The sequence below is a fragment of the Corallococcus carmarthensis genome, assembly GCF_003611695.1.
In the GTDB taxonomy this organism is placed as follows: Bacteria; Myxococcota; Myxococcia; order Myxococcales; family Myxococcaceae; genus Corallococcus; species Corallococcus carmarthensis.
Map to the genome: position 1 here is coordinate 44498 of NZ_RAWE01000030.1, position 19086 is coordinate 63583.

Genomic DNA, 19086 nt, shown 5'->3' on the forward strand with positions numbered 1-19086 from the left:
GGCGGCGGCGAATCGTTTCCTCCGGGCGGCATCCAGCCCACGACGCGAGTTGCCAAGGCATGAAGATCGGGTTCCTCGTTGGGGACATCGCCAATATCTCCGGTGGGTCCAACGTCATCCTGGAGTACGCCTCACGGCTCCAGGACCTCGGCCATGAGGCCGTTCTCATCACCCCGGGCCCCGTCAAGCTGACGTATCCCCTGTGGCACCCGCGGCTGGCGGACCTGCCGCGCCGGTCGCTCGCGGAGGCCGAAGGCGAGTCGTTCGACTTCGCGCTGGCCACCTGGTGGATCACCTTCTACGACCTGTGGCGCGTCAACGCGCGGGTGTACGGCTACCTGAACCAGAGCCTGGAGTCGCGCTTCCACGCGGAGCGCCACTACAAGCTGCTCAACCGGCAGACGTATTCGCTGCCGCTCTTGTTCGTCACCGAGGCGAAGTGGCTGGTGGAGTTCATCCAGACGCTGCAGCCGGAGGGCCGCACGCTCTACGTGCAGAACGGCCTGTCCCGCGACCACTTCCCCTGCGTGCAGGCCCCGCCGAAGCGCGACGGCAAGCTGCGCGTGCTGGTGGAGGGCCCGTGGGGCGTGGGCTTCAAGGGCGTGCCGGAGACCTTCGAGGTCCTGGAACTGGCGGCCGAACAGGGCGTCCAGTTCGAGACGGGGTGGCTGGCGTCGTCCTCCGGCGGGCAGAAGCCCACCGTGGGCGGGCAGCCGGTGCAGGTGCACGAGCGCATCCCCATCAATCAGGTGCACCAGGTCTACGGCCAGTACGACGTGCTGCTGAAGCTCTCCCGCGTGGAGGGCATGTTCGGCCCGCCGCTGGAGATGTTCTCCCAGGGCGGCACCGCCATCACGTACACCGTCACCGGCACCGACGAGTACATGGTGCACGGGCAGAACTCGCTGATGGTGGAGCCGTACAACCACCGGCAGATCGTCCAGTTCCTGCGCCTCTTGAGCACGCAGCCCGCGTACCTGGCCCACCTGCGGGAGAACGCGCTCGCCACCGCGAAGGCGTTCACGGACTGGGAGTCCAGCACGCGCCAGGTGGCCTCCGGACTGGAAGCGCTGCACGCGGAGGGCTGGACGAACACGCACCTGCGCCCCGCGCTGGCCGCCATGTCCACGATGCACGGCCACTGGCTGGACGACGTCTGGCGCGCGGAGCGCGGTGGCCACTCGCCGCTGCATCCGTACGTGGGCCCCGGTGAGCAGGTGCTGTTGGAGCGCTACCGCCAGTTCAAGAAGTCCCGCCCCGTCCGCGCCCTGCAGAAGCTGGTGTCCGACGACTTGAAGAAGTCCCTCCGCGCGCGTTTCACGCGAGTCCTCTCATGAGAGTCCATCCTCCTCCCTCCACCCTCCAGCGCGTCGCCTTCGTGGGCGAGCCGGCCTTCGAGCCGCACGTGCCCGTCCAGGCGGCGTGGGCCGAGGTGCGCTACTTCCCCGTGACGGATGGCCAGTGGGAGGCCGCGCTCGACGCCGCCCAGGCGTGGGGCGCGAACGCGACGCTCGTGTTCCGTCCGCAGGACCTCACGCCGGAGCTGGCGGCGCGCGTTCCCGGCGCCATGCGCATTGGCGTCATCCCCGCGCCGCTGTTCAGCGCGGAGGAGATTGAACGGCTCGCGCGCAGCTCCGGCCCGGACGTGCAGGGCTTCCGCTGGCTCACCTATCTGGAGACGCCCGCGTCGCCGGAGCTGGCGCGGCTGCCGCTGCTGCAGACGCTGCCCCTGCCGGTGGACACCGCGCGGTGCCCGGCGGGTCCCCGGCTGGAGGTCCGGCGGATGCTGGTGGCGGACTGGGCCAGCCCCACGCCGGAGGCGATGGAGCACCTGCGCAAGCTGGGCCCGGTGGACGTGCTGTCCTCGCACGCCACGACGGAGGAGATGATCCAGGCGCTGGAGAAGGCCGGGACGCTCGTCTACGCGTCGCGCGACCTGATGGGCCGGTTTGATCCGCTGCCCCTGCTGGCCATGGCGCACGGGCTGCTCGTCATCGCCGACACGGTGTTCCCCGGCGAGTGGAACATCGAGCCGGAGGACGAGTTCCTCTACCGGCCGGACGGACAGTGGGCGCGCTCGCTGGACGAGGTGTTCCGGATGCCGGTGTCCTTCCGCGCCGTGCGCATCCGTGCGTGGCAGAAGATGCGCGAGGCCTTCGACGCGTCCGCCTGCTTCCAGCGCGTGCTGCACGACGCCCACCTGTTCGCGGACCCCGTGGCGCACCTGGCGTCGCTGACGTCCACGCGCCCGCCCGTGGCCACCCCCGTCGCCGTGGAGTCCGCGTCCGCGCGTGCTCCGGAGCCCTCCGCCCCGGAAGCCCTGGGCGCGGAGAAGGTCACGCGTCTCACCCGCCCCCTGGCGGCAGTCCCCAACTAGAGCCAAGGACACTGGAAGCAGATGACTGCCCGCCGTGAACCCGCAGCGGCCGCGCTGCTTCCCGCCCTTCAGCGCTGGGCGGTGGAGACCGCGCGCGACCTGTACCTGACGCAGAAGGGCGCCCCCGCCGCCTCGAAGCACCCGCGCGCGACGCCTGGCGAGCGCATGTCGGTGATTGCCTCGGAGGCCCTGCCGCCGAACGTGGTGGACGGCCTGGCCCAGGCCTCGCGCCTGTTCCGCGCGGGCGACGCGCCCCCCATTGAGTCCTCCCCCTTCGCCACGCTGCGCGAGCGGCTGCTCACGGCGGCGGCGGGCTACGACGTGGTGGGCTTCGACGTCTTCAACACGCTGGTGGTGCGCAGCGTGGAGGGCGAGTGGCTCAAGACGGCCGTGGCGCGCGGCTTCCACGCGCGGCTGAAGGAGCTGGTGCATCCCAAGGCCCTGCCCACGGTGGCCCAGGTGCGCCAGCGCCGCTTCGCCCTGGAGATGGAGATCGCCGGGGAGCAGGTGGCCCAGGGCCGCGACAACGAGGTGGACTTCGAGGCGCTCGTGCAGCGCTGGGCGGGCAGCTGGGTGCCGCTGGAGCCGAACCGCTCGCGCATGGCCGCGGAGCTGCGCGCGCTGGAGCTGGAGCTGGAGAAGCTGGCGCTGCGTCCCGCGCCGGGCATCCACGAGGTGCTGTCCGCGCTGAAGGCCCAGGGCAAGCGGCTCATCTTCGTGAGCGACATGTACCTGTCGCAGCCGCTGCTCCGTGAGCTGCTCAGGCACTGCGGGCTGGAGCAGTACTTCGACGCGGGCTACGTCTCCATCGACGAAGGACTGCGCAAGGCGTCCGGCCGGCTCTTCCCGTGCGTGCTGGAGCGCGAGGGGCTCAAGCCCGAGCAGCTCTTCTTCGTCGGCGACGACGAGAACGCGGACAACGTGCAGCCGCGCCGGCTGGGCATCTCCACCCTGCGCGTGGACGACCCGGACGAGAAGCAGCGCCGCCGCCGGCTGGAAATCGCCCAGAAGGCCGTGGATCAGAACCCGTACTGGGCCGCGCACTACGTGGACGTCGTGCTGGGCAACGAGGCCCACCATGTCCGCGCGCCGGATGACGACCCCAACTACCAGCTGGGCCGCACGCTGGCGCCGGGCATCGTGGCCTTCGTGGTGGACGTCATCGAGCGCTCGGAGAAGCTGGGCATCGACCACGTCTATTTCCTGGCGCGCGAAGGCCTGACGCTGCTCAAGGTGTTCGCCCTGCTGAAGGACTCGGGGCTGTTCCGCAAGGTGCCGAAGGCGCACTACCTGTTCGTCAGCCGGGCTTCGACCATCCTCGCGTCCATGCGCGAGCTGAGCTGGGAAGAGGTGCACCGCTTCTGGCGCCAGTACAGCCGCCAGTCGCTGCGCGGCCTGCTCAAGAACCTGTCGCTGCCCCAGGACGAGTTCATCCGGCTGGCCGCCGAGTGCGGCCTCACCGACCCGGACCGCCCCATCGTGGAGCCCACGAAGGACGCCGCCTTCCAGCGCTTCCTCGCGTCGCGCCGCGTGCGCGTGGCCTTCCACCAGCGCCGTGACGAGGCGAAGGCGAACCTCTCCCGCTACCTGGAGTACCGCGGGCTGATGGGCCTCGAGCGCACGGCGCTCGTGGACATCGGGTGGAAGGGCAGCATGCAGGACAACCTGATGCGCGCCTTCGAGCACGACGCGCGCTTCCCGGAGCTGCACGGCTTCTACCTGGCATACGTGCCGGACGGTCAGCCCCAGCCGAAGAAGTCCTTCAAGTACGGCTACCTGTCGGACCTGCGGCGGCGCGACCTGGAGGAGGCGGACTTCCTGCGCAACACCGCCATCTTCGAGATGATCACCACGGCGAACCACGGCAGCACGGTGCGCTATGGGAAGAACCCGTGGGCGCCGCACCTGCCGCTGCCGGAGCTGCTGCATCACGATCAGGAGAAGGACAACAGCGCCCGCTTCTTCCGCCGCGTACAGGAGGGCATGTACGACTACGCGCGGGACTACGCGCGCCTGTCTCCCCTGCTTCGCTTCACCGCGGACGAGCTGCAGCCCGGCACGCTCCAGGAGCTGCTGCGCTACACGCGCTACCCCACGGAGCAGGAGGCGAACGAGTTCCTCAAGTACTCGCACGTGGAGAGCTTCGGCGTGCATGAAGTCACCACCTTCGGCCTCAAGCTGGACCTGACGAAGCTGAGGCAGCACGGCTCGGTGAAGGGGGCGCTCAAGGAGGCGTGGAAGGCCTTCGAGACGAACCCCTGGCGCGACAGCGTGGTGCGCCGCAGCGGCGTGCCGCTGGCGAACCTGGCCTACGACGCCTGGTTCACCTGGCGGGCCATCCGCTAGCGAAGCGGGCCGTCACGCCGGCGGACGGCGCGCGCTGGGCACTTCGTGGGCCAGCGTGCGCACCGCCAGCGCCTCGCCGTCCTCGGGATGGCGGCGCAGGTCGCAGTCCCCCGACAGCAGCGTGAGGTTGGGGTTGTAGTAGGGGTCGCCCTTGAGCAGCCACGGCCGGTAGGACGTGAAGGAGCGCCAGTAGTCCGGCTCCGGAATCGCGTCCGTGCGGCGGCTGGCGGATTCGTGGTGCACCACGCGCGCGAAGGGCGTGCACACCACGCGCAGGCCCCGGGTGTGCAGCCGCAGGCCCAGGTCCACATCGCTGCCGCACAACAGGAAGCGCTCGTCGAAGCCGCCCAGCGCGTCGAAGAGGGGCCGGCGGATCATCACGCACGCGCTGGTGACGGACAGCCAGTTGCGCACCCACTCCGTGTGGCCGAAGGGCGTGGCGATGGGCCCGTCCGGCAGGCGCCAGAAGGGGTGGCCCGCCATGCCCGTCATGCCCACGACGATGCCCGCGTGCTGCACGGTGCCTTCGGGGAAGAGGAGCTTCGCGCCCACCGCGCCCACCTCCGGGCGCTGCGCCTGGGACACCAGCTCCGTGAGCCAGCCGGGGTCCACCACTTCCATGTCGTTGTTGAGGAACAGCAGCAGCTCGCCCGTGGCCTGCCCCGCCGCCCAGTTGTTGATGGCCGGGTAGTTGAAGGGGAAGTCCCAGGTGCGCTTCACCACGCGCGGATCATTGAGCGTGTCCAGGAGCGCGAAGGTCTCCGGGCGGACGCTGTTGTTGGACACCAGCACCAGCTCGAAGTGGGGGTACGTCGTGCGCTCCAGCAGCGTGTCCGTGAGCGTCTTGAGGAGGTCCGGCCGGTCCTTGAACGGGACGATGATGGACACCTTCGGGGTGCCCCGGACGGCGTAGCGCACGCGGTAGCGGCCCGGCCCCGGCACCGTCACCTCGGCCTCCTCGCCCCGGCGCGCCAGGTGCTCCGCGAGCGCGCGGCGGCCCTCCTGGGACACCTGGCCCACGGTGCCGGTGCGCCGGTGGTACAGCAGGTGCGGCACGTGGCCGATGCGCTCCGACGCCTCGCTGATGCGCAGGAAGAGGTCGTACTCCTCCGCGCCCGGGAAGCCCTCGCGGAAGCCGCCCACGGACTCCACCAGCGAGCGGCGCACCATCACGCCCCGGCCCAGGTAGTCCACCGAGCGCAGCAGGTCCGGGGACCAGTCCGGCTTGAAGAAGGGAGCCGTGCGGCGCCCGCGCGTGTCCAGCCGGTCCTCGTCGCCGTAGACGACGTCCAGGCCAGGGTCCGCGCCCAGGGCCCGCGCCACCTCCGCCAGGGCATGGGGGGCGAGCATGTCCTCCGCGCCCAGCACGCCCACGAAGTCACCGCTCGCGGCCTGCAAGCCCACGCGCAGCGCGCGGGCGAAGTCGGTGGGCCCGGAGAGCGTCACCCGGCGGATGCGGGGCTGGCGGCGCGACGAGGCCCAGGGCTCCGGCAGCACGGGCCCGTCCTCCGGCCCCACGAGCACCAGCTCCCATTCCGGGTACACCTGGGCCTCCACCGACGCGAGGCACTCGCGCAGGTGCGTAGGACACGCCCCCGCGGTGGCCACCAGCAGGGACAGCCGGGGACGGCGCGGCAGCCGCGTCACGGCCTCGCGGGCGGCCTGGATGTCCCCGGACTCGCGCAGCGTGCACCAGTGGTGGAAGTCCTCCAGCGTGGGCACGGGAGGAGGCGGCGTGCGCACGCCGAGGATGGCGGCCAGCGCCACCACCGCCTCGCCGTTGAAGCGGGACTGCCGGCGCAGCACCTCGCGCCACAGCGGCGCGGAGGCCCGGACGCCTCGTGGAAGCCCCGGTTGGGCCAACGGAGATGCCAGCGCCACGAGCCGCGCTACCCGGTGCGTGGCATCCAGCGGATCCGGCGTGCTGGCCCCCGGCGCGGCTGCGACGCCCAGCAGCGTCTCGCGCATCAGCGCGTTCCACTCCGCCTGACGCGCGAGCAGCGGCTCCAGCATGGGCCGCATCGCCCGGCGCCACGCGCGCCACGCCAACTTCCAGGCCATGTCCACGGGAGCGAAACCGCGCGACTTGCGCCCCGCTCCCGTCGCCCCGACCTCCACGAAGTCCAGCGTGCCGTGCGGCGCACGGGCAGCAGCCGCGGAGGCGTCCCGGCCCACGCCCTGGGCGCCTTCCCGCTCGTGGGCGGCAGTCGCCGAGGCGTCCCTGCCAAAGCCCTGGGCGCCCTCTCGCTCGTGAGTGGCTCCCGCCGAGGCGTCCCTGCCAAAGCCCTGGGCGCCCTCTCGCTCGTGAGTGGCTCCCGCCGAGGCGTCCCTGCCGGAGCCGCGCGCGTCCAGCTGCCCCCGGGCCCACTCCGTCAGGTCCTCACGGGTGCCCTGATCGCGCCGGGCCTCCAGCCGCTCCAGCACACGCAACACGCGCTGGTTGAAGGCCGCCTGGGGCTTGAGCAGTTCGACGTGGAGCGGGCGCAGGCCCAGCACGAAGGCGCGCTTGGCGGCCGTCACCCACTGCCCTCCCGACGCCCGGTGCGACGGCGGCACGGAGAAGTCGAACGGCACGGCGAGCCGGGCCGCGGCAAGCAACGGCGACAGGGGCGTGTTGGCGGGAGGCACCTGCCGGCGCAGCTGCTCCGTCAGCGCCGCGAGCTCCTGGGCGTTGGCCGCGGAGGGCTCCGCGCGCAAGGCGGCGATGCGCTCGGCGAGCTCACCGGCGGACGCCACCGCCTGCCCCCCCACGGGCACGGTATGGAACAAGGTGCTCACTTCCCAGGCGCCTCCCCTTTTTCAAGGCCCGGGCCCGCGGCGAGCGGGAGGCCTCCTCCCCCCTCAGGAGGCCGCGGCATGCTTGGACACGGAGACCGCCTGGACGGGAGCGGCCGGAGCCTCCTCCACCACCCAGGAATGCTCCGGACGGAAGACGCCCCGGTCGTCGTGCTCCGTGGACACGGAGAAGGTGCAGCGCGCCTCCCGGCCCGGCTCCGGATTCGCGTTGTTGCCCGTCTTCAGCTCCACGCTCAGCACGTAGGAGCCGCCCAGCAGCCCCACCCGGGGAAGCACGAAGCGCAGCCGTCCCTGCGGCGGCAGCGGCGCCGGCAGCGGCACCCGGTCCGTCCGCGTGCTCGTCACGTACAGCACCGCCCCGTCCGCGCTGGACAACGTGAGGACGAACTCCACGTCCTCCACCGACTCGCGCGCCACGTAGTCGATGCAGACCTCCGTGCGCGTCTCCGCGGTGACGAGCCCCAGCTCCTCTCCGCGCGGCCCGCTCAGCCACACCCGCGATACGGCGACCGGCGGCGACGCTGGCGGCTCGTCCCGCACCACCGGGCCCTCCGGCAGCGACGGCAGCGCCCCGCCCCCTTCGGTCAGGGCCGGCGGGGTGAACACCGTGGAACGCGCCTCCGCGAGCGACACCGCCTGCCGGTACTCGGCGGCGATCTCAGCGGGCGTCCCCACGCGGCGGATCCGCCCACCGTCCAGCCACGCCGCCTGGTCGCACCAGCGCTCCACGGTGGACATGTCGTGCGTGACGAGGACGATGGTTTTCCCCAGCCGCTTGAACTCCGTCATCTTCGCGAGGCTCTTCTTGCTGAAGTGCTCGTCGCCGACGGCGAGGATCTCATCGATGATGAGGATGTCCGGGTCCACGTGCGTGGCCACGGAGAACGCCAGGCGCATGTACATGCCGCTGGAGTACGTGCGCACCGGCTCGTCGATGAACTCCCCCAGCTCGCTGAACGCGATGATGTCATCCATCTTCGCGCGCACCTCGGCCCGGGACATGCCGAGGATGATGCCGTTGATGAGGATGTTCTCCCGGCCGGAGAAGTCCGGGTGGAAGCCCGCGCCCAGATCCAACAGCGCGGAGATGCGGCCATTCACCTGGATGCTGCCGGACGTGGGCGTATAGATGCCGGTGATCAGCTTCAGCAGCGTGCTCTTGCCGGAGCCATTGCGCCCCAGGATGGCCACCGTCTGGCCCTTGGGGATGCGCAGGTTGACGCCGCGCAGGGATTCAATGAAGCGGCTGCCCTGCAAGGCGGCATGGCGCTGCCCGCGCAGCCAGCGCACGAGCTCCGACTTGAACGTGGTGTATTCCCCCCGGATGGTCTTCTTCCGGAAGTTCTTCACCACGTCCTGGATGACGATGGCGTCCTCGGTCGGTGGCTGGGCCATCTAGATGGACTCCGCGAACTCCTCGCGGCGGCTCTCGAAGATCTGCGTGGCACCCCACAGCAGCACGACGGAGACGACCAGGAGCGACACGAGCGGCACCGTATCCGGCAGCCGGTGCTCGTAGAAGATGGCCTGGTACGAGGTGATGAGGATGGACATCGGATTGAGCACCTGCAGCACGCGCCGGTACTCCTCCGGAATGGTGGACAGCTTGTAGAGCACGGGCGTCACGAAGAACCACAGCGTCATCAGGTTCATCACGATGTGCTGCAGGTCCCGGAACGTCACGTTGAAGGCGCTGACCGCGTACACCACCGCGAAGGTGAAGCACATCTGGACCAGCACCACGACCGGGAACAGCACCACGTGCCAGGACGGCACCACGCCGAAAATCAGTCCCAGCACCACCATCAGGGGCAGGGAGAAGATGAAGTTGCAGAAGTTGGTGGCCACCACCGTCGCCGGCAGCACCTGGGCCGGGAAGCGCACCTTGGTCATCAGGTCGCGCCGGTCGCTGATGGCGCTGGCCCCCGCCGACACCGACGTCGAGAACCAGATCCACGGCAACAGGCCCACGAACATGAAGTAGGCGTAGTTCGGGATCTGGTTCTTCATGAACACGCCGAACAGCAGCGCGTACACCAGCATGTGCAGGGTGGGGTTCAGGAACGTCCAGAAGAAGCCCAGCACCGAGCCGCGATAGCGCGCCTTCAGCTCGCGCTGCACCAGGCTGAGGAGGAGCCCCCGGTACGAATAGAGTTCCCGGAAGTTGCGAATCATGCGCCGGTATCCATACCGCAAAGGGTCCGCCAGTGGCGAACGCCCTGGAACAGCGGACCGCCGGCCCCTCGCGCGTCCGCCTGCTGTGACGCCCCTGCGGCAAACCAACAGGGGAGAAAGAAAAAGGCCCCCTGGTTTCCCAGAGGGCCTTTGATTGGAGCGGGAAAAGGGATTTGAACCCTCGACCCTCGCCTTGGCAAGGCGATGCTCTACCGCTGAGCTATTCCCGCATGAGGTGCTGCGGAACGACTTTACTGCTGACTGCGTCTGGAGCGGGAAAAGGGATTTGAACCCTCGACCCTCGCCTTGGCAAGGCGATGCTCTACCGCTGAGCTATTCCCGCATCTGGTGCCGCGTGCTGCCTACCGCCCGGTCAGTGCCGCCCCGGAAGTGGGGCGGATATACCGAGGCCCCCCGGACACGTCAAACACTTTTCGCATCCGGATCCGCCCCTCCCCGCCGGGCGAGCATCCCGAGGAACGCACGGAAGTAGACGACGGCGCTCCACACGGAGAACGCGCCCGACAGGTACACCAGCACCTTGCCCACCTGGTTGTAGTCCACGGTGACGGTGCGGAAGCCCAGGTCCAGCGGGTGCACGTAGTGGACGCACAGGGAGATGATCCCCACCAGCTGGAGGGACGTCTTCCACTTCCCCTCCTGCCCCGCGGCGATGACCATGCCCTCGCTGGCGGCGATGGTGCGCAGGCCGCTGACGATGAACTCGCGGGCCAGCAGCACGATGACGACCCACGCGGCGATGCGGCCCAGGCGGACCATCATCACCAGGGCGGCCATGGCGATGAGCTTGTCCGCCAGCGGATCCATGAACTTGCCCACCACGGTGATGAGGTTCCAGCGCCGGGCCAGGTAGCCGTCCACCACGTCCGTGATGGCGGCCACCGCGAACACCAGGCCGGCCAGCAGCGAGTGCAGGGGGTCCGCGTCGTAGGTGAGCCAGACGAACAGGGGGATGATGAGGATGCGCCCCAGCGTGAGCATGTTGGGCAGGTTCCAGAACTCCTGCACCAGGATGCTGGGACGGCGGGAGGCGCGGCGGCGGGCCCGCTCCTCGCGCTTGCGCTGCTTCCTGAGGGCTCGCTCGGTGGCCATGGGCGCGCGTTCTACCGGACCCCGAGTGCGATGAGGGCAAATCCTTCACCGCCCAGCTCCACCGCCCCGCGCAGTGTCTCCCCGCCAGCGGATACCACCAGCGGCACCACACGGGGGGTGAGGTTGCCCACCCAGCCCACCAGGTGCGTGAGGGGCACCGTCACCGGCTGGTCCATGGCCACCGGCACCGAGCGCAGCGGGCCTGTCAGGCTGAGCAGCACCCGCCCCTGTCCGCGCAGGTGCACCAGGTCCAGGTCCTCCGCCAGCTCCGACGGCACGCGGCCGTTCTCGAAGACCACCGGCTCCTCGAAGGCGAAGACGCACGCGTCGCGCAGGTAGACGGACTCGTCGTCCAGCACCACCGGCACCAGCTGCCTTCCGGAAACGGGCTCCAGGTGCAGCGTCCCCTGCCCCCGGGCGCGCACCATGGCTTGGTGGCCCTCGCCAAAGGGCTTGTCCGTGGCCCGGCCCCGGAAGCGCTTCATCTCCGGTTCGAAGGTGACCTGTCCACGCACCGCGACCAGCCCCTCCAACCGCGTGAGCAGCTCGCCGTTCACCGCCAGCGCCACCCCTGCCGCGCCCTGGGTGAAGGGCTGGCCCGGCGCCACGCCCGGCAGCGCCACCGTGGGCACCCACTCGGTGAGCACGGGCGGGTTCACGCCGGCCCCGGCGGCGGGCACGGAAGACGGCTCGGCGGGCCGGGCCATCGGAGCCGGCTCGGCAGGCCGAGCCACGGGGGGCGGCTCGCTCTTCTCCAGCGCGGCGAAGGTCTCCGCGAAGGCGGCGCCGGGCTCCGACTCCAGGTCGGACGCGAGGACGGGCGGCTCCTCGGAGACCTCGATCTCCTCCGACACCGGCGTGGGGGGCAGCTCGTCGGCGACCTCGACGTCCGCGCCGGAGGTGTCCGCGTCCGTGGTGGCGGCGAGCTCCGCGTCCTCGTCGGTGCTCGAGCCCGCGGCGAGGCTGGGGTCCTCGTCCTCCTGGACCGCGGGCGGGGTGTGCTTGGAGAAAGCGTGCTCGTCCGCGGGGGCAGGCGGGCCCTCGTCCTCCGCGAAGCGCAGGTCGTCGTCCGGGGCCTTGGCCCGCGGCGCCGGAGCGGCGGCGGTGCGCGGGCTCGGAGGCGCTTCATCCAGGCCGAACTGGGCGCCCCAGTCGTTCTCGCCAGAGGTGGACGAGGGCGCGGGCGCGGCGGAGGCGGCACTCCCCTCCTCATCGTCGCGCGGACGGGCCGGCGTGGGGGCGGCGGGCGGACGGCTGTAGCCCTCCCCGGCGATGGCGCGCGACATCTTCTCCGCCATGGCGTCGCTGCCGGACAGCAGGAAGTGCTCGCGCGCGCGGCCGTACTCGCCCATCTGGGCGAAGGTCAGGCCCAGGTAGTTGTGGGCCTTCTTGTGATCCGGGGCCAGGTCGGTGGCCGTCTCGAACTCGCGCGCCGCGCGCTGGAGCGCGTTCGTCTTCAGGTAGACGAGCCCCAGGTTCACGCGCAGCGTGGGGTCCACCGGGTTGTCCCGCACGAGCATCTCGTACAGCTCGGCGGCGCGGTCGAAGAGGCCCAGCTTGAAATACGTCAGGCCCAGGAGGTTCTGGGCCTTCTCGTGGCGCGGCTGCAGCTGGTGCGCACGCTCCAGGAAGTCCTTCGCTTCGGTGACCTTGCCGGCGCCCAGCAGCTCCGCTCCACGGTGGAGCTGCTGCAGGAACTCGTCGTCAGCGGGGCCCGGCTCCTTCGTCCCCTTCGTGCGCGTCGTCATTCTCGGATGTGGGCTCACGGCTGCTGGCCTCGGCCTGGCCGAGCCGCTCGCGCTCCTTGTAGTGGTAGTAGAGCTGGAGGACCTTGCGCACGTATTCCTGCGTCTCGGCGTACGGCGGCACCTGGCCTCCGTACTTCTTCACCGCGTCCGGCCCGGCGTTGTACGCGGCGACCATCTTCACCATGTCGCCGTCGAACATGTTCGCCAGCACGCGCAGGTAGCGCACGCCGCCCTCGATGTTGTCCTTCGAGTCGAAGATGTCCTTCACGTACATGTCCGACGCGGTGCCCGGCATGAGCTGCATCAGCCCGCTGGCGCCCTTGTGGCTGAGCGCGTTCGGGTTGAAGTTGCTCTCCGTGTGCATGATGGCGCGCACCAGCGCCGGAGGGATGCGGTAGCGCAGCGCCGCGGTGGTGATGTGCGGATCCAGCTCCGTGGGCGTCCGGGAGCGGCCCCGCACGGGCGCGGACTTGGACGGCGCGGGCGTGAAGGTCCCGGACAGCTTGCGCGCCTTGCGCGCGCCCCCGGGCGGCACGTTCGTGTAGACGATGGTGCCGTCCTTCTCGACGTAGCTGTAGATGCCGTCGGCGGCGGAAGCCGGAAGGGCGGCGGTCAGCAGGACAAGCAGGGCGGTCAGGACACGCATGGCGGCGGCCGAAACCTTAGACAACAGCCGGAAAGTCCTCAAGAAAACGCCTTGTTTCCAGCACTTACCGCCGTTAAGGCTGTTGGCCATGCCCCATCGGTTTGATTTCCTGGTCATGGGCGGCGGCGTGGCAGGCCTGTCGTTCGCCCTGCAGGCGGCCCGGCATGGCACCGTCGCCGTGCTCACCAAGCGCGAGCGCGGCGAAGGCAACACGGCCTACGCGCAAGGGGGCATCGCCAGCGTGCTGGCCCCCACGGACACGTTCGACGCGCACATCGAGGACACGCTCGTCGCGGGCGCGGGCCTGTGCCACCGCGACGCGGTGGAGGTGACGGTCCGGGAAGGACCCACGCGCCTGAGGGAACTGGTCGCGCTGGGCGCGGAGTTCGACCGGCACGGCGGCGAGTTCGACCTCACCCGCGAGGGCGGCCACTCGGCCCGCCGGGTCATCCACTCGGGCGACATCACCGGCCGCGAGGTGCAGCGCGCGCTGCTGGCCGCGTGCGACGAGCAGCCCAACATCACCTTCTTCCAGAACACGGCCGCCATCGACCTCATCCTGGACCGCCGTCCGCACGCCCCTTCCGGCAGCCGGTGCGTGGGCGCGTACGCGCTCCTGGAAGACGGCTCCATCGAGCGCTTCCTCTCCAAGGTGACGGTGCTGGCCACGGGCGGCGCGGGCAAGGTGTACCTCTACACCTCCAACCCGGACGTCGCGACGGGCGACGGCGTGGCCATGGCGTACCGCGCGGGTGCGCGCGTGGCGAACATGGAGTTCTACCAGTTCCACCCCACGTGCCTCTTCCACCCGGAGGCCAAGAGCTTCCTCATCAGCGAGGCGCTGCGCGGCGAGGGCGGCAAGCTGCGGCTCAAGGGCGGCCAGACGTTCATGGACCGCTACCACCCCATGCGGGACCTGGCCCCGCGCGACGTGGTGGCGCGCGCCATCGACGCGGAGCTCAAGCGCACGGGCAACGACTGCGTCTACCTGGACATGACGCACCTGGGCCGCGCGTACCTCACCGAGCGCTTCCCCAACATCTACGCCACCTGCAAGGCCTTCAACATCGACATGGCGGTGCAGCCCATCCCCGTCGTGCCCGCGGCCCACTACCAGTGCGGCGGCGTGGTGACGGACCTGCACGGGCGCACCAACATCCCGGGGCTCTACGCCATCGGCGAGGTGTCCTGCACGGGCCTGCACGGCGCCAACCGGCTCGCGTCCAACTCGCTGCTGGAGGGCCTGGTGTTCGGCCACCGCGCGGTGCAGGTGGCGGCGGAGGAGCTGTCCTCGCTGTCCCTGCCGAAGGAGGATCCGCCGGCCTGGGATTCCGGCAGCGCGGTGGACTCCGACGAGAGCGTGGTCGTCACCCACAACTGGGATGAGATCCGCCGGTTGATGTGGAACTACGTGGGCATCGTCCGCACGGACAAGCGGCTGATGCGCGCGCGGCGGCGCCTGGAGCTCTTGCGCGAGGAGATCCGCGACTACTACTGGCGCTTCAAGGTCACCCGCGACGTCATCGAGCTGCGCAACATCGCGGAGGTGGCGCACCTCATCGTGGACTGCGCGAGCCGCCGCAAGGAGAGCCGGGGCCTGCACTACACCCTGGACTACCCCCACACGGACGAACACCAGGGCACGCGCGACACCGTCCTCTCGCGGGAGCTGTGAGCGCCCATGTCCCGTCCGCGCCGCATGCTGGATGACCTCCCCGGCCCCTCCGGGCTGGGAGACGAGCAGCGCCCCGCTCCGCGCGACGGGGACGGTCCGCCTCAGGGCCCGCAACAGCCCCAGCGCGTGCTGCCCACGCCCTACGTCAGCTACGCCATCATCGCCGGCGCGGTGGTGATGTTCTTCCTGAGCAACTCGATGGGCCGGCGGTTGGTGACGCCGGAGGGCGGTCTCTACGGCATCGTGGGGCCGTTGGCGCTCTATGGCCCGTGGGTCCGCGACGGCGAGTACTGGCGCCTGCTGGGCATGGTGTTCGAGCACGGCGGCCCGCTGCACCTGCTCTTCAACATGTCCGCCGTCTACTCGCTGGGCGCGTCGCTGGAGCGCGGCATCGGCAGCATGCGGTTCCTGGCGCTGTCGCTCGTCACGGCGCTGGGCGGCTCCGCGTTCGCGCTCTTCTTCAACTTCAACACCGTGACGGTGGGCGCGTCCGGGATGATCCTGGGCTGGGGCGGCGCGATGCTGCCCATCCTCAACCAGCAGGGCCGCCGGGAGCATCTGTTCTGGCTCGTGCAGGTGGCGGTCATCAGCCTGCTGCCCGGGGTGAGCTGGGCGGGGCACCTGGGGGGCTTCCTCTTCGGCCTGCCATGCGGTCTGGCGCTGCGCCAGGGCCCGAAGTTCTACTCGCGCGCCATCCCTGTCCTGCTGTTCATCGCCGCGGCGCTGGCCGTGGTCGCCGCCCATCCCGGACGGCACGGAGTCTTCTAGCCATGGCTGAACCGACCGTGCGCAGCGTCTGCGTCTTCTGTGGCTCGCGCTCCGGCGTGCGCGCCGAGTACCGCGAGGCCGCCTCGAAGCTGGGAGCCGCGCTGGCGAAGCGGGGGCTGACGCTCGTCTACGGCGGCGCCAGCGTGGGGTTGATGGGCGCGGTGGCGGACGCGGTCATCGCCAACGGCGGCAAGGCCGTGGGCGTGCTGCCCCACTTCATGGACGCGAAGGAGCTGGCCCACCCGCGGCTGACGGAGCTGCACCGGGTGGACTCCATGCACTCGCGCAAGGCGCTGATGGCCGAGCGCGCGGACGCCTTCCTCGCCCTGCCCGGCGGCTTCGGCACCCTGGATGAGCTCTTCGAAATCGTCACCTGGGCGCAGCTGGGCCTGCACCGCAAGCCCATGGGCCTGCTGGACGTGGACGGCTTCTTCCAGCCGCTGCTCGCGCTGGTGAACCGGATGGTGGAGGCGGGCTTCGTCCCCGAGTCGCAGGGCATGCCCTTCGCGGTGAACGCTTCCCCAGACGCGCTCCTGGACCGCCTGCTCGCGGGGCCCACGATGCCGCTCACGTCGAAGTGGCTGAAGGACGGCCAGCAGACCTGAGGCCCGCGGCCATCCCCGCTTCAAAACGTCAGCGCGCGCTGACCTTCAGCTCCGCGTTCCCCAGCGACGAGGCGACGCGGAGCATCACCTGCTCCGTGCCTTCGGGGATGACGGGCTGGCCGTTGGCGAACGTCTTGGGGAAGCGCACGCGGTACGCCACCCAGAAGAGGCTGGTGTACGGGTAGTAGGCGCGCACGTTGAGGTCCGCCCGGCCCAGCCGGCGGATCTCCACGGGGGTGATCTCCCCCGCGGGCGTCACCAGCGCGATCCGCCAGATGCTGTTGCGGTGGGCGAAGTCGTCGTAGCGGTAGTCGTTGACGTGCACGCCCAGGAAGAACTCGTAGAACTTCTCCGCATCGGCCTGCTCCTCCGCGATGAGCTGCTCCACCTTCGCCGCGGGCAGCGTCTGGAAGAGGGCGCGGCGGTGGATGCGGGCGTCGCGGAAGGAGGGCGTCTGGAACGTGGCCCCCGCGAAGACGCGCGTGTCGAAGCCGTCGTAGATCTCCTGGCGGTCCGAGTACCGATCCAACACGGCGAGGTACGCGGCCTCCTGCTTCGGATCATCCAGCGTGGGCGCGGGCTCCCCGACGATGGGGGGCGTGTTGGCGCAACCGCCCAGCACGCTGAGCAACACCGCGGCCACCAGCAGCCTTCTCACGGGATGAAGTCCTTGCGCGTGAACAACGTGGTGAGGCGGTGGCCGGCGGCCTCCACGGCCTCGCGTCCGCCCTCCAGGCGGTCCACCAGAGCGAAGGCGCCCAGCACCGTCAGGCCCTCCAGCTTCGCGCGCTCGATGGCCTTGATGGTGGACGCGCCCGTGGTCACCACGTCCTCCACGATGGCCACCGGGGCGCCGGGGCCCAGCGCGGACAGGCCTTCAATCCACTGGCCGGTGCCGTGGCCCTTGGGCTCCTTGCGCACGATGAACGCATGCAGGGGCTTCTGCCCTCCGGCCTCCAGGAAGCTGGTGAGGCTCACCGCCGACGCGAGCGGATCCGCGCCCAGCGTCAGCCCGCCCGCGGCCACCGCCGACGGAGCGTCGCGCCGGATGGCCTCCAGCAGCAGCCGGCCGATGAGGTAGTGCCCCTCGGCGAGCAGCGCCGTGCGCTTGCAGTCGATGTAGAAGTCCGACTCCTTGCCGGAGGAGAGCACCACGCGCCGGCGCTCGAAGGAGCGCTGCGTGAGCACCTCCAGGAGCCGGGCGCGGTCGCGTTCGAGCGTATCCGCCATGGGCTACAGACCCTCCAGGTACGCCACCAGCTGCGCCGAGTAGCGCAGCTGCATCAGCAGCTCCGCCTTGCGCGATTCGTCCAGCGCCGCGAAGACGTCCGCGAGCAGCGAGAGGTCCTGGTTGAGGGCGCCCATGCGCTGCGCGACGTCCACCGCCAGCTCGTCCGCGTCGATCTCTTCCTCGACGCCTTCCGGCGCCAGCGTCTCCTCGGTGGCGAGCGCCTTCTCCAGCATGTCGCGCACCGGCGCCGTCAGCCGGCCTTCGGCCTCCAGCGACTCGCGCTTGGCCTCCAGCACGTCGTGCTCCACCGGGGAGGCGTGGATGGCCTCCGCCAGGGACAACAGGAGCGCGTCCTCGTCGGACAGCTCCTCGTGCACGCGCACCTGCACCTGGTCGCGCTTGAGGAAGCGCAGCGCGGCCACGCGCCGGAAGCCGCAGATGAGCTGGTAGCGCTCTTCGCCGCGCGGGCGCACGTCCACCGGGAACAGCTGGCCCAGTCGCGCCAGGTCCGTGGCCAGTTCGGACACGTCGCCCTCATCCCGCAGCCGGAAGGTGGTGTCCTCCTCCAGTCGCTCCAGCGGCAACACCATCGCCGTCACCTGTCCCATCACGCGCGGCTCGATGGCCTCCGCGTGGGGCTCCCCTTCCGGGGTCGCCGCGTCGTCGTTGGAGCCTTGTTCCGCCTCCGCGCTGGAGCCCGCGTCCTCCTGGCTCGCGCGGCTCGCCACGTCCCAGATTCCAGCGCTCAGGAGCGCGTTGTCCGCACCCGACACCGGGCCGGTGCGCGGCTCCGCCAGCACGTCCTTCGCCTCGCCACCACCGTCGCTGCCCGTGCCGGACGCGTCCTGCACGCGCTCGCCCGAGGCCAGCTCCACGTAGCGGCCGGGCCCCGTGGAGGCCTCCGCGCCAGTCCCCACACCCTCACCCTGCCCGGCTGCGCCGGCCCCTTCCGGCCCGCCCGGGGAAGCCTCGCCCCCCTCGCTGCCCGTTGCGCCCTCGGCCGGCACGCTGGAGGCCGCGGCGGCGTCGCCAGGGGCCGCGGAGGCCTCGCCCCCGGTACCGCCCGGCGATTCAGTGCTCTCTCCGGCAGCCGTGCGCGTGTCCGACCCGCCCGAGGACGCAGCAATTTCTTCGCCAGCCATGCCGGCCTCCATCCCGCCCGATGACACAGGGCCCTCGACGGCAGCCGCGTGGGCCTCCGTGCCCTCGCCGGGCAGGTCCGTCTGGGCTCCACCCTCCACGGCGCTGGCCGCGCCTTCCGGCGTCACGTCTCCACCCGCGCCCTCGCCATGCTTCGGCGGGGACGCATCGGCCGCGCCCTCGTGCTGGGACGGCGTCGCGTTCTCCCCAGGTGTGCCCGGCATCCCTTCCTGTCCCTCGGCCCTGTGCTCGGCGTCCATGGTGGCACCCCCGGTTGTTCCACCCCCGCGCCGCCGGAAACGACGGCGCGGCGGGCGGGCTCTAGCGGGACTTCTTCACCACGACCTTCTTCTTCGCGCCAGCACCCATCACGCGGGAAAGGGGCGCGGAAGCACTGCTCGCCTGCTCAGTGGACGCCGGGCGCGGAGGCTCCGGTGCCCGGGGCGTGGGCGCGGCGGGCGGCGGT

At 70.8% G+C, this 19086-nt stretch carries 15 protein-coding genes and 2 tRNA genes; 6 read left to right on the forward strand and 11 right to left on the reverse strand.

Annotated elements, in window-relative coordinates:
- Window positions 1–59 precede the first annotated feature (59 nt).
- The 3 genes from D7X32_RS11490 to D7X32_RS11500 are packed head-to-tail and all read left to right on the forward strand — an operon-like array spanning window position 60 to window position 4723.
- Entirely contained in the window at window positions 60–1337 is a 1278-nt protein-coding gene (locus D7X32_RS11490; RefSeq protein WP_120602570.1) for a glycosyltransferase family 4 protein, read from the forward strand.
- Window positions 1334–2377: a glycosyltransferase gene (locus D7X32_RS11495; protein WP_120602571.1), complete on the forward strand. Its 1044-nt coding sequence runs from the start codon at window positions 1334–1336 to the stop codon at window positions 2375–2377. The genes D7X32_RS11490 and D7X32_RS11495 overlap by 4 nt, the downstream gene beginning before the upstream one ends.
- Window positions 2378–2398: 21 nt before the next feature.
- Window positions 2399–4723, forward strand: a complete 2325-nt coding sequence (locus D7X32_RS11500; RefSeq protein ID WP_120602572.1) for an HAD family hydrolase — start codon at window positions 2399–2401, stop codon at window positions 4721–4723.
- 12 nt (window positions 4724–4735) lie between these two features.
- Here D7X32_RS11500 and D7X32_RS11505 read toward each other — a convergent pair whose 3' ends face one another.
- From D7X32_RS11505 to D7X32_RS11540, 8 genes are all read right to left on the reverse strand, one after another.
- Window positions 4736–7501, reverse strand: a complete 2766-nt coding sequence (locus tag D7X32_RS11505; protein ID WP_279635576.1) for a glycosyltransferase family 2 protein — start codon at window positions 7499–7501, stop codon at window positions 4736–4738.
- 63 nt (window positions 7502–7564) lie between these two features.
- Window positions 7565–8914 carry an ABC transporter ATP-binding protein gene (locus D7X32_RS11510; protein ID WP_120602573.1) on the reverse strand — a complete coding sequence of 450 codons (1350 nt, stop codon included), beginning with the start codon at window positions 8912–8914 and terminating at the stop codon, window positions 7565–7567.
- Complete coding sequence (locus tag D7X32_RS11515; protein WP_120602574.1) at window positions 8915–9694, reverse strand: ABC transporter permease; 780 nt, start codon at window positions 9692–9694, stop codon at window positions 8915–8917.
- 155 nt (window positions 9695–9849) lie between these two features.
- Window positions 9850–9924: transfer RNA gene (locus tag D7X32_RS11520), tRNA-Gly, on the reverse strand.
- Window positions 9925–9962: 38 nt separating this feature from the next.
- Window positions 9963–10037 (reverse strand) — tRNA-Gly (locus D7X32_RS11525).
- An 80-nt stretch (window positions 10038–10117) separates the two neighbouring features.
- Window positions 10118–10807 (reverse strand): CDP-diacylglycerol--glycerol-3-phosphate 3-phosphatidyltransferase, encoded by a 690-nt coding sequence (pgsA, locus tag D7X32_RS11530; protein WP_120602575.1) that lies wholly within the window; start codon window positions 10805–10807, stop codon window positions 10118–10120.
- 11 nt (window positions 10808–10818) lie between these two features.
- Entirely contained in the window at window positions 10819–12555 is a 1737-nt protein-coding gene (locus tag D7X32_RS11535) for a tetratricopeptide repeat protein (protein ID WP_120602576.1), read from the reverse strand.
- Window positions 12512–13201: a lytic transglycosylase domain-containing protein gene (locus D7X32_RS11540; RefSeq protein WP_120602577.1), complete on the reverse strand. Its 690-nt coding sequence runs from the start codon at window positions 13199–13201 to the stop codon at window positions 12512–12514. The genes D7X32_RS11535 and D7X32_RS11540 overlap by 44 nt, the downstream gene beginning before the upstream one ends.
- A gap of 88 nt (window positions 13202–13289) precedes the next feature.
- Here D7X32_RS11540 and nadB point away from each other — a divergent pair, with 88 nt between their 5' ends.
- Genes nadB through D7X32_RS11555 form a run of 3 tightly spaced genes read left to right on the forward strand, consistent with a single transcriptional unit; the run spans window position 13290 to window position 16249 of the window.
- The gene (gene nadB, locus D7X32_RS11545; RefSeq protein ID WP_120602578.1) at window positions 13290–14876 is read left to right on the forward strand and encodes an L-aspartate oxidase; all 1587 of its coding nucleotides are present in this window, start codon (window positions 13290–13292) and stop codon (window positions 14874–14876) included.
- Window positions 14877–14882: 6 nt separating this feature from the next.
- Window positions 14883–15644, forward strand: a complete 762-nt coding sequence (locus D7X32_RS11550; protein ID WP_120602579.1) for a rhomboid family intramembrane serine protease — start codon at window positions 14883–14885, stop codon at window positions 15642–15644.
- Between the two features lie 2 nt (window positions 15645–15646).
- A complete protein-coding gene (locus D7X32_RS11555) occupies window positions 15647–16249 on the forward strand; it encodes an LOG family protein (RefSeq protein ID WP_120602580.1) in 603 nt (200 codons plus the stop codon).
- A gap of 28 nt (window positions 16250–16277) precedes the next feature.
- Here D7X32_RS11555 and D7X32_RS11560 read toward each other — a convergent pair whose 3' ends face one another.
- The 3 genes from D7X32_RS11560 to D7X32_RS11570 are packed head-to-tail and all read right to left on the reverse strand — an operon-like array spanning window position 16278 to window position 18844.
- Window positions 16278–16907, reverse strand: coding sequence for a hypothetical protein (locus tag D7X32_RS11560; protein ID WP_120602581.1), 630 nt, complete (start codon window positions 16905–16907; stop codon window positions 16278–16280).
- Window positions 16904–17479 carry an orotate phosphoribosyltransferase gene (pyrE, locus tag D7X32_RS11565; protein ID WP_120602582.1) on the reverse strand — a complete coding sequence of 192 codons (576 nt, stop codon included), beginning with the start codon at window positions 17477–17479 and terminating at the stop codon, window positions 16904–16906. Before pyrE ends, D7X32_RS11560 begins: the two co-directional genes overlap by 4 nt.
- 3 nt (window positions 17480–17482) lie before the next feature.
- Window positions 17483–18844: a ParB/RepB/Spo0J family partition protein gene (locus D7X32_RS11570; protein ID WP_120602583.1), complete on the reverse strand. Its 1362-nt coding sequence runs from the start codon at window positions 18842–18844 to the stop codon at window positions 17483–17485.
- Between the last annotated feature and the right edge of the window lie 242 nt (window positions 18845–19086).

What these genes read in the sequence shown, in the direction of transcription:
- D7X32_RS11490 (WP_120602570.1), top strand. Translation starts at nt 60, where the DNA reads ATGAAGATCGGGTTCCTCGTTGGGGACATCGCCAATATCTCCGGTGGG.
- D7X32_RS11495 (WP_120602571.1), top strand. Translation starts at nt 1,334, where the DNA reads ATGAGAGTCCATCCTCCTCCCTCCACCCTCCAGCGCGTCGCCTTCGTG.
- D7X32_RS11500 (WP_120602572.1), top strand. Translation starts at nt 2,399, where the DNA reads ATGACTGCCCGCCGTGAACCCGCAGCGGCCGCGCTGCTTCCCGCCCTT.
- D7X32_RS11510 (WP_120602573.1), bottom strand. Translation starts at nt 8,914, where the DNA reads ATGGCCCAGCCACCGACCGAGGACGCCATCGTCATCCAGGACGTGGTG.
- D7X32_RS11515 (WP_120602574.1), bottom strand. Translation starts at nt 9,694, where the DNA reads ATGATTCGCAACTTCCGGGAACTCTATTCGTACCGGGGGCTCCTCCTC.
- pgsA (WP_120602575.1), bottom strand. Translation starts at nt 10,807, where the DNA reads ATGGCCACCGAGCGAGCCCTCAGGAAGCAGCGCAAGCGCGAGGAGCGG.
- D7X32_RS11535 (WP_120602576.1), bottom strand. Translation starts at nt 12,555, where the DNA reads ATGACGACGCGCACGAAGGGGACGAAGGAGCCGGGCCCCGCTGACGAC.
- D7X32_RS11540 (WP_120602577.1), bottom strand. Translation starts at nt 13,201, where the DNA reads ATGCGTGTCCTGACCGCCCTGCTTGTCCTGCTGACCGCCGCCCTTCCG.
- nadB (WP_120602578.1), top strand. Translation starts at nt 13,290, where the DNA reads ATGCCCCATCGGTTTGATTTCCTGGTCATGGGCGGCGGCGTGGCAGGC.
- D7X32_RS11550 (WP_120602579.1), top strand. Translation starts at nt 14,883, where the DNA reads ATGTCCCGTCCGCGCCGCATGCTGGATGACCTCCCCGGCCCCTCCGGG.
- D7X32_RS11555 (WP_120602580.1), top strand. Translation starts at nt 15,647, where the DNA reads ATGGCTGAACCGACCGTGCGCAGCGTCTGCGTCTTCTGTGGCTCGCGC.
- pyrE (WP_120602582.1), bottom strand. Translation starts at nt 17,479, where the DNA reads ATGGCGGATACGCTCGAACGCGACCGCGCCCGGCTCCTGGAGGTGCTC.
- D7X32_RS11570 (WP_120602583.1), bottom strand. Translation starts at nt 18,844, where the DNA reads ATGCCGGGCACACCTGGGGAGAACGCGACGCCGTCCCAGCACGAGGGC.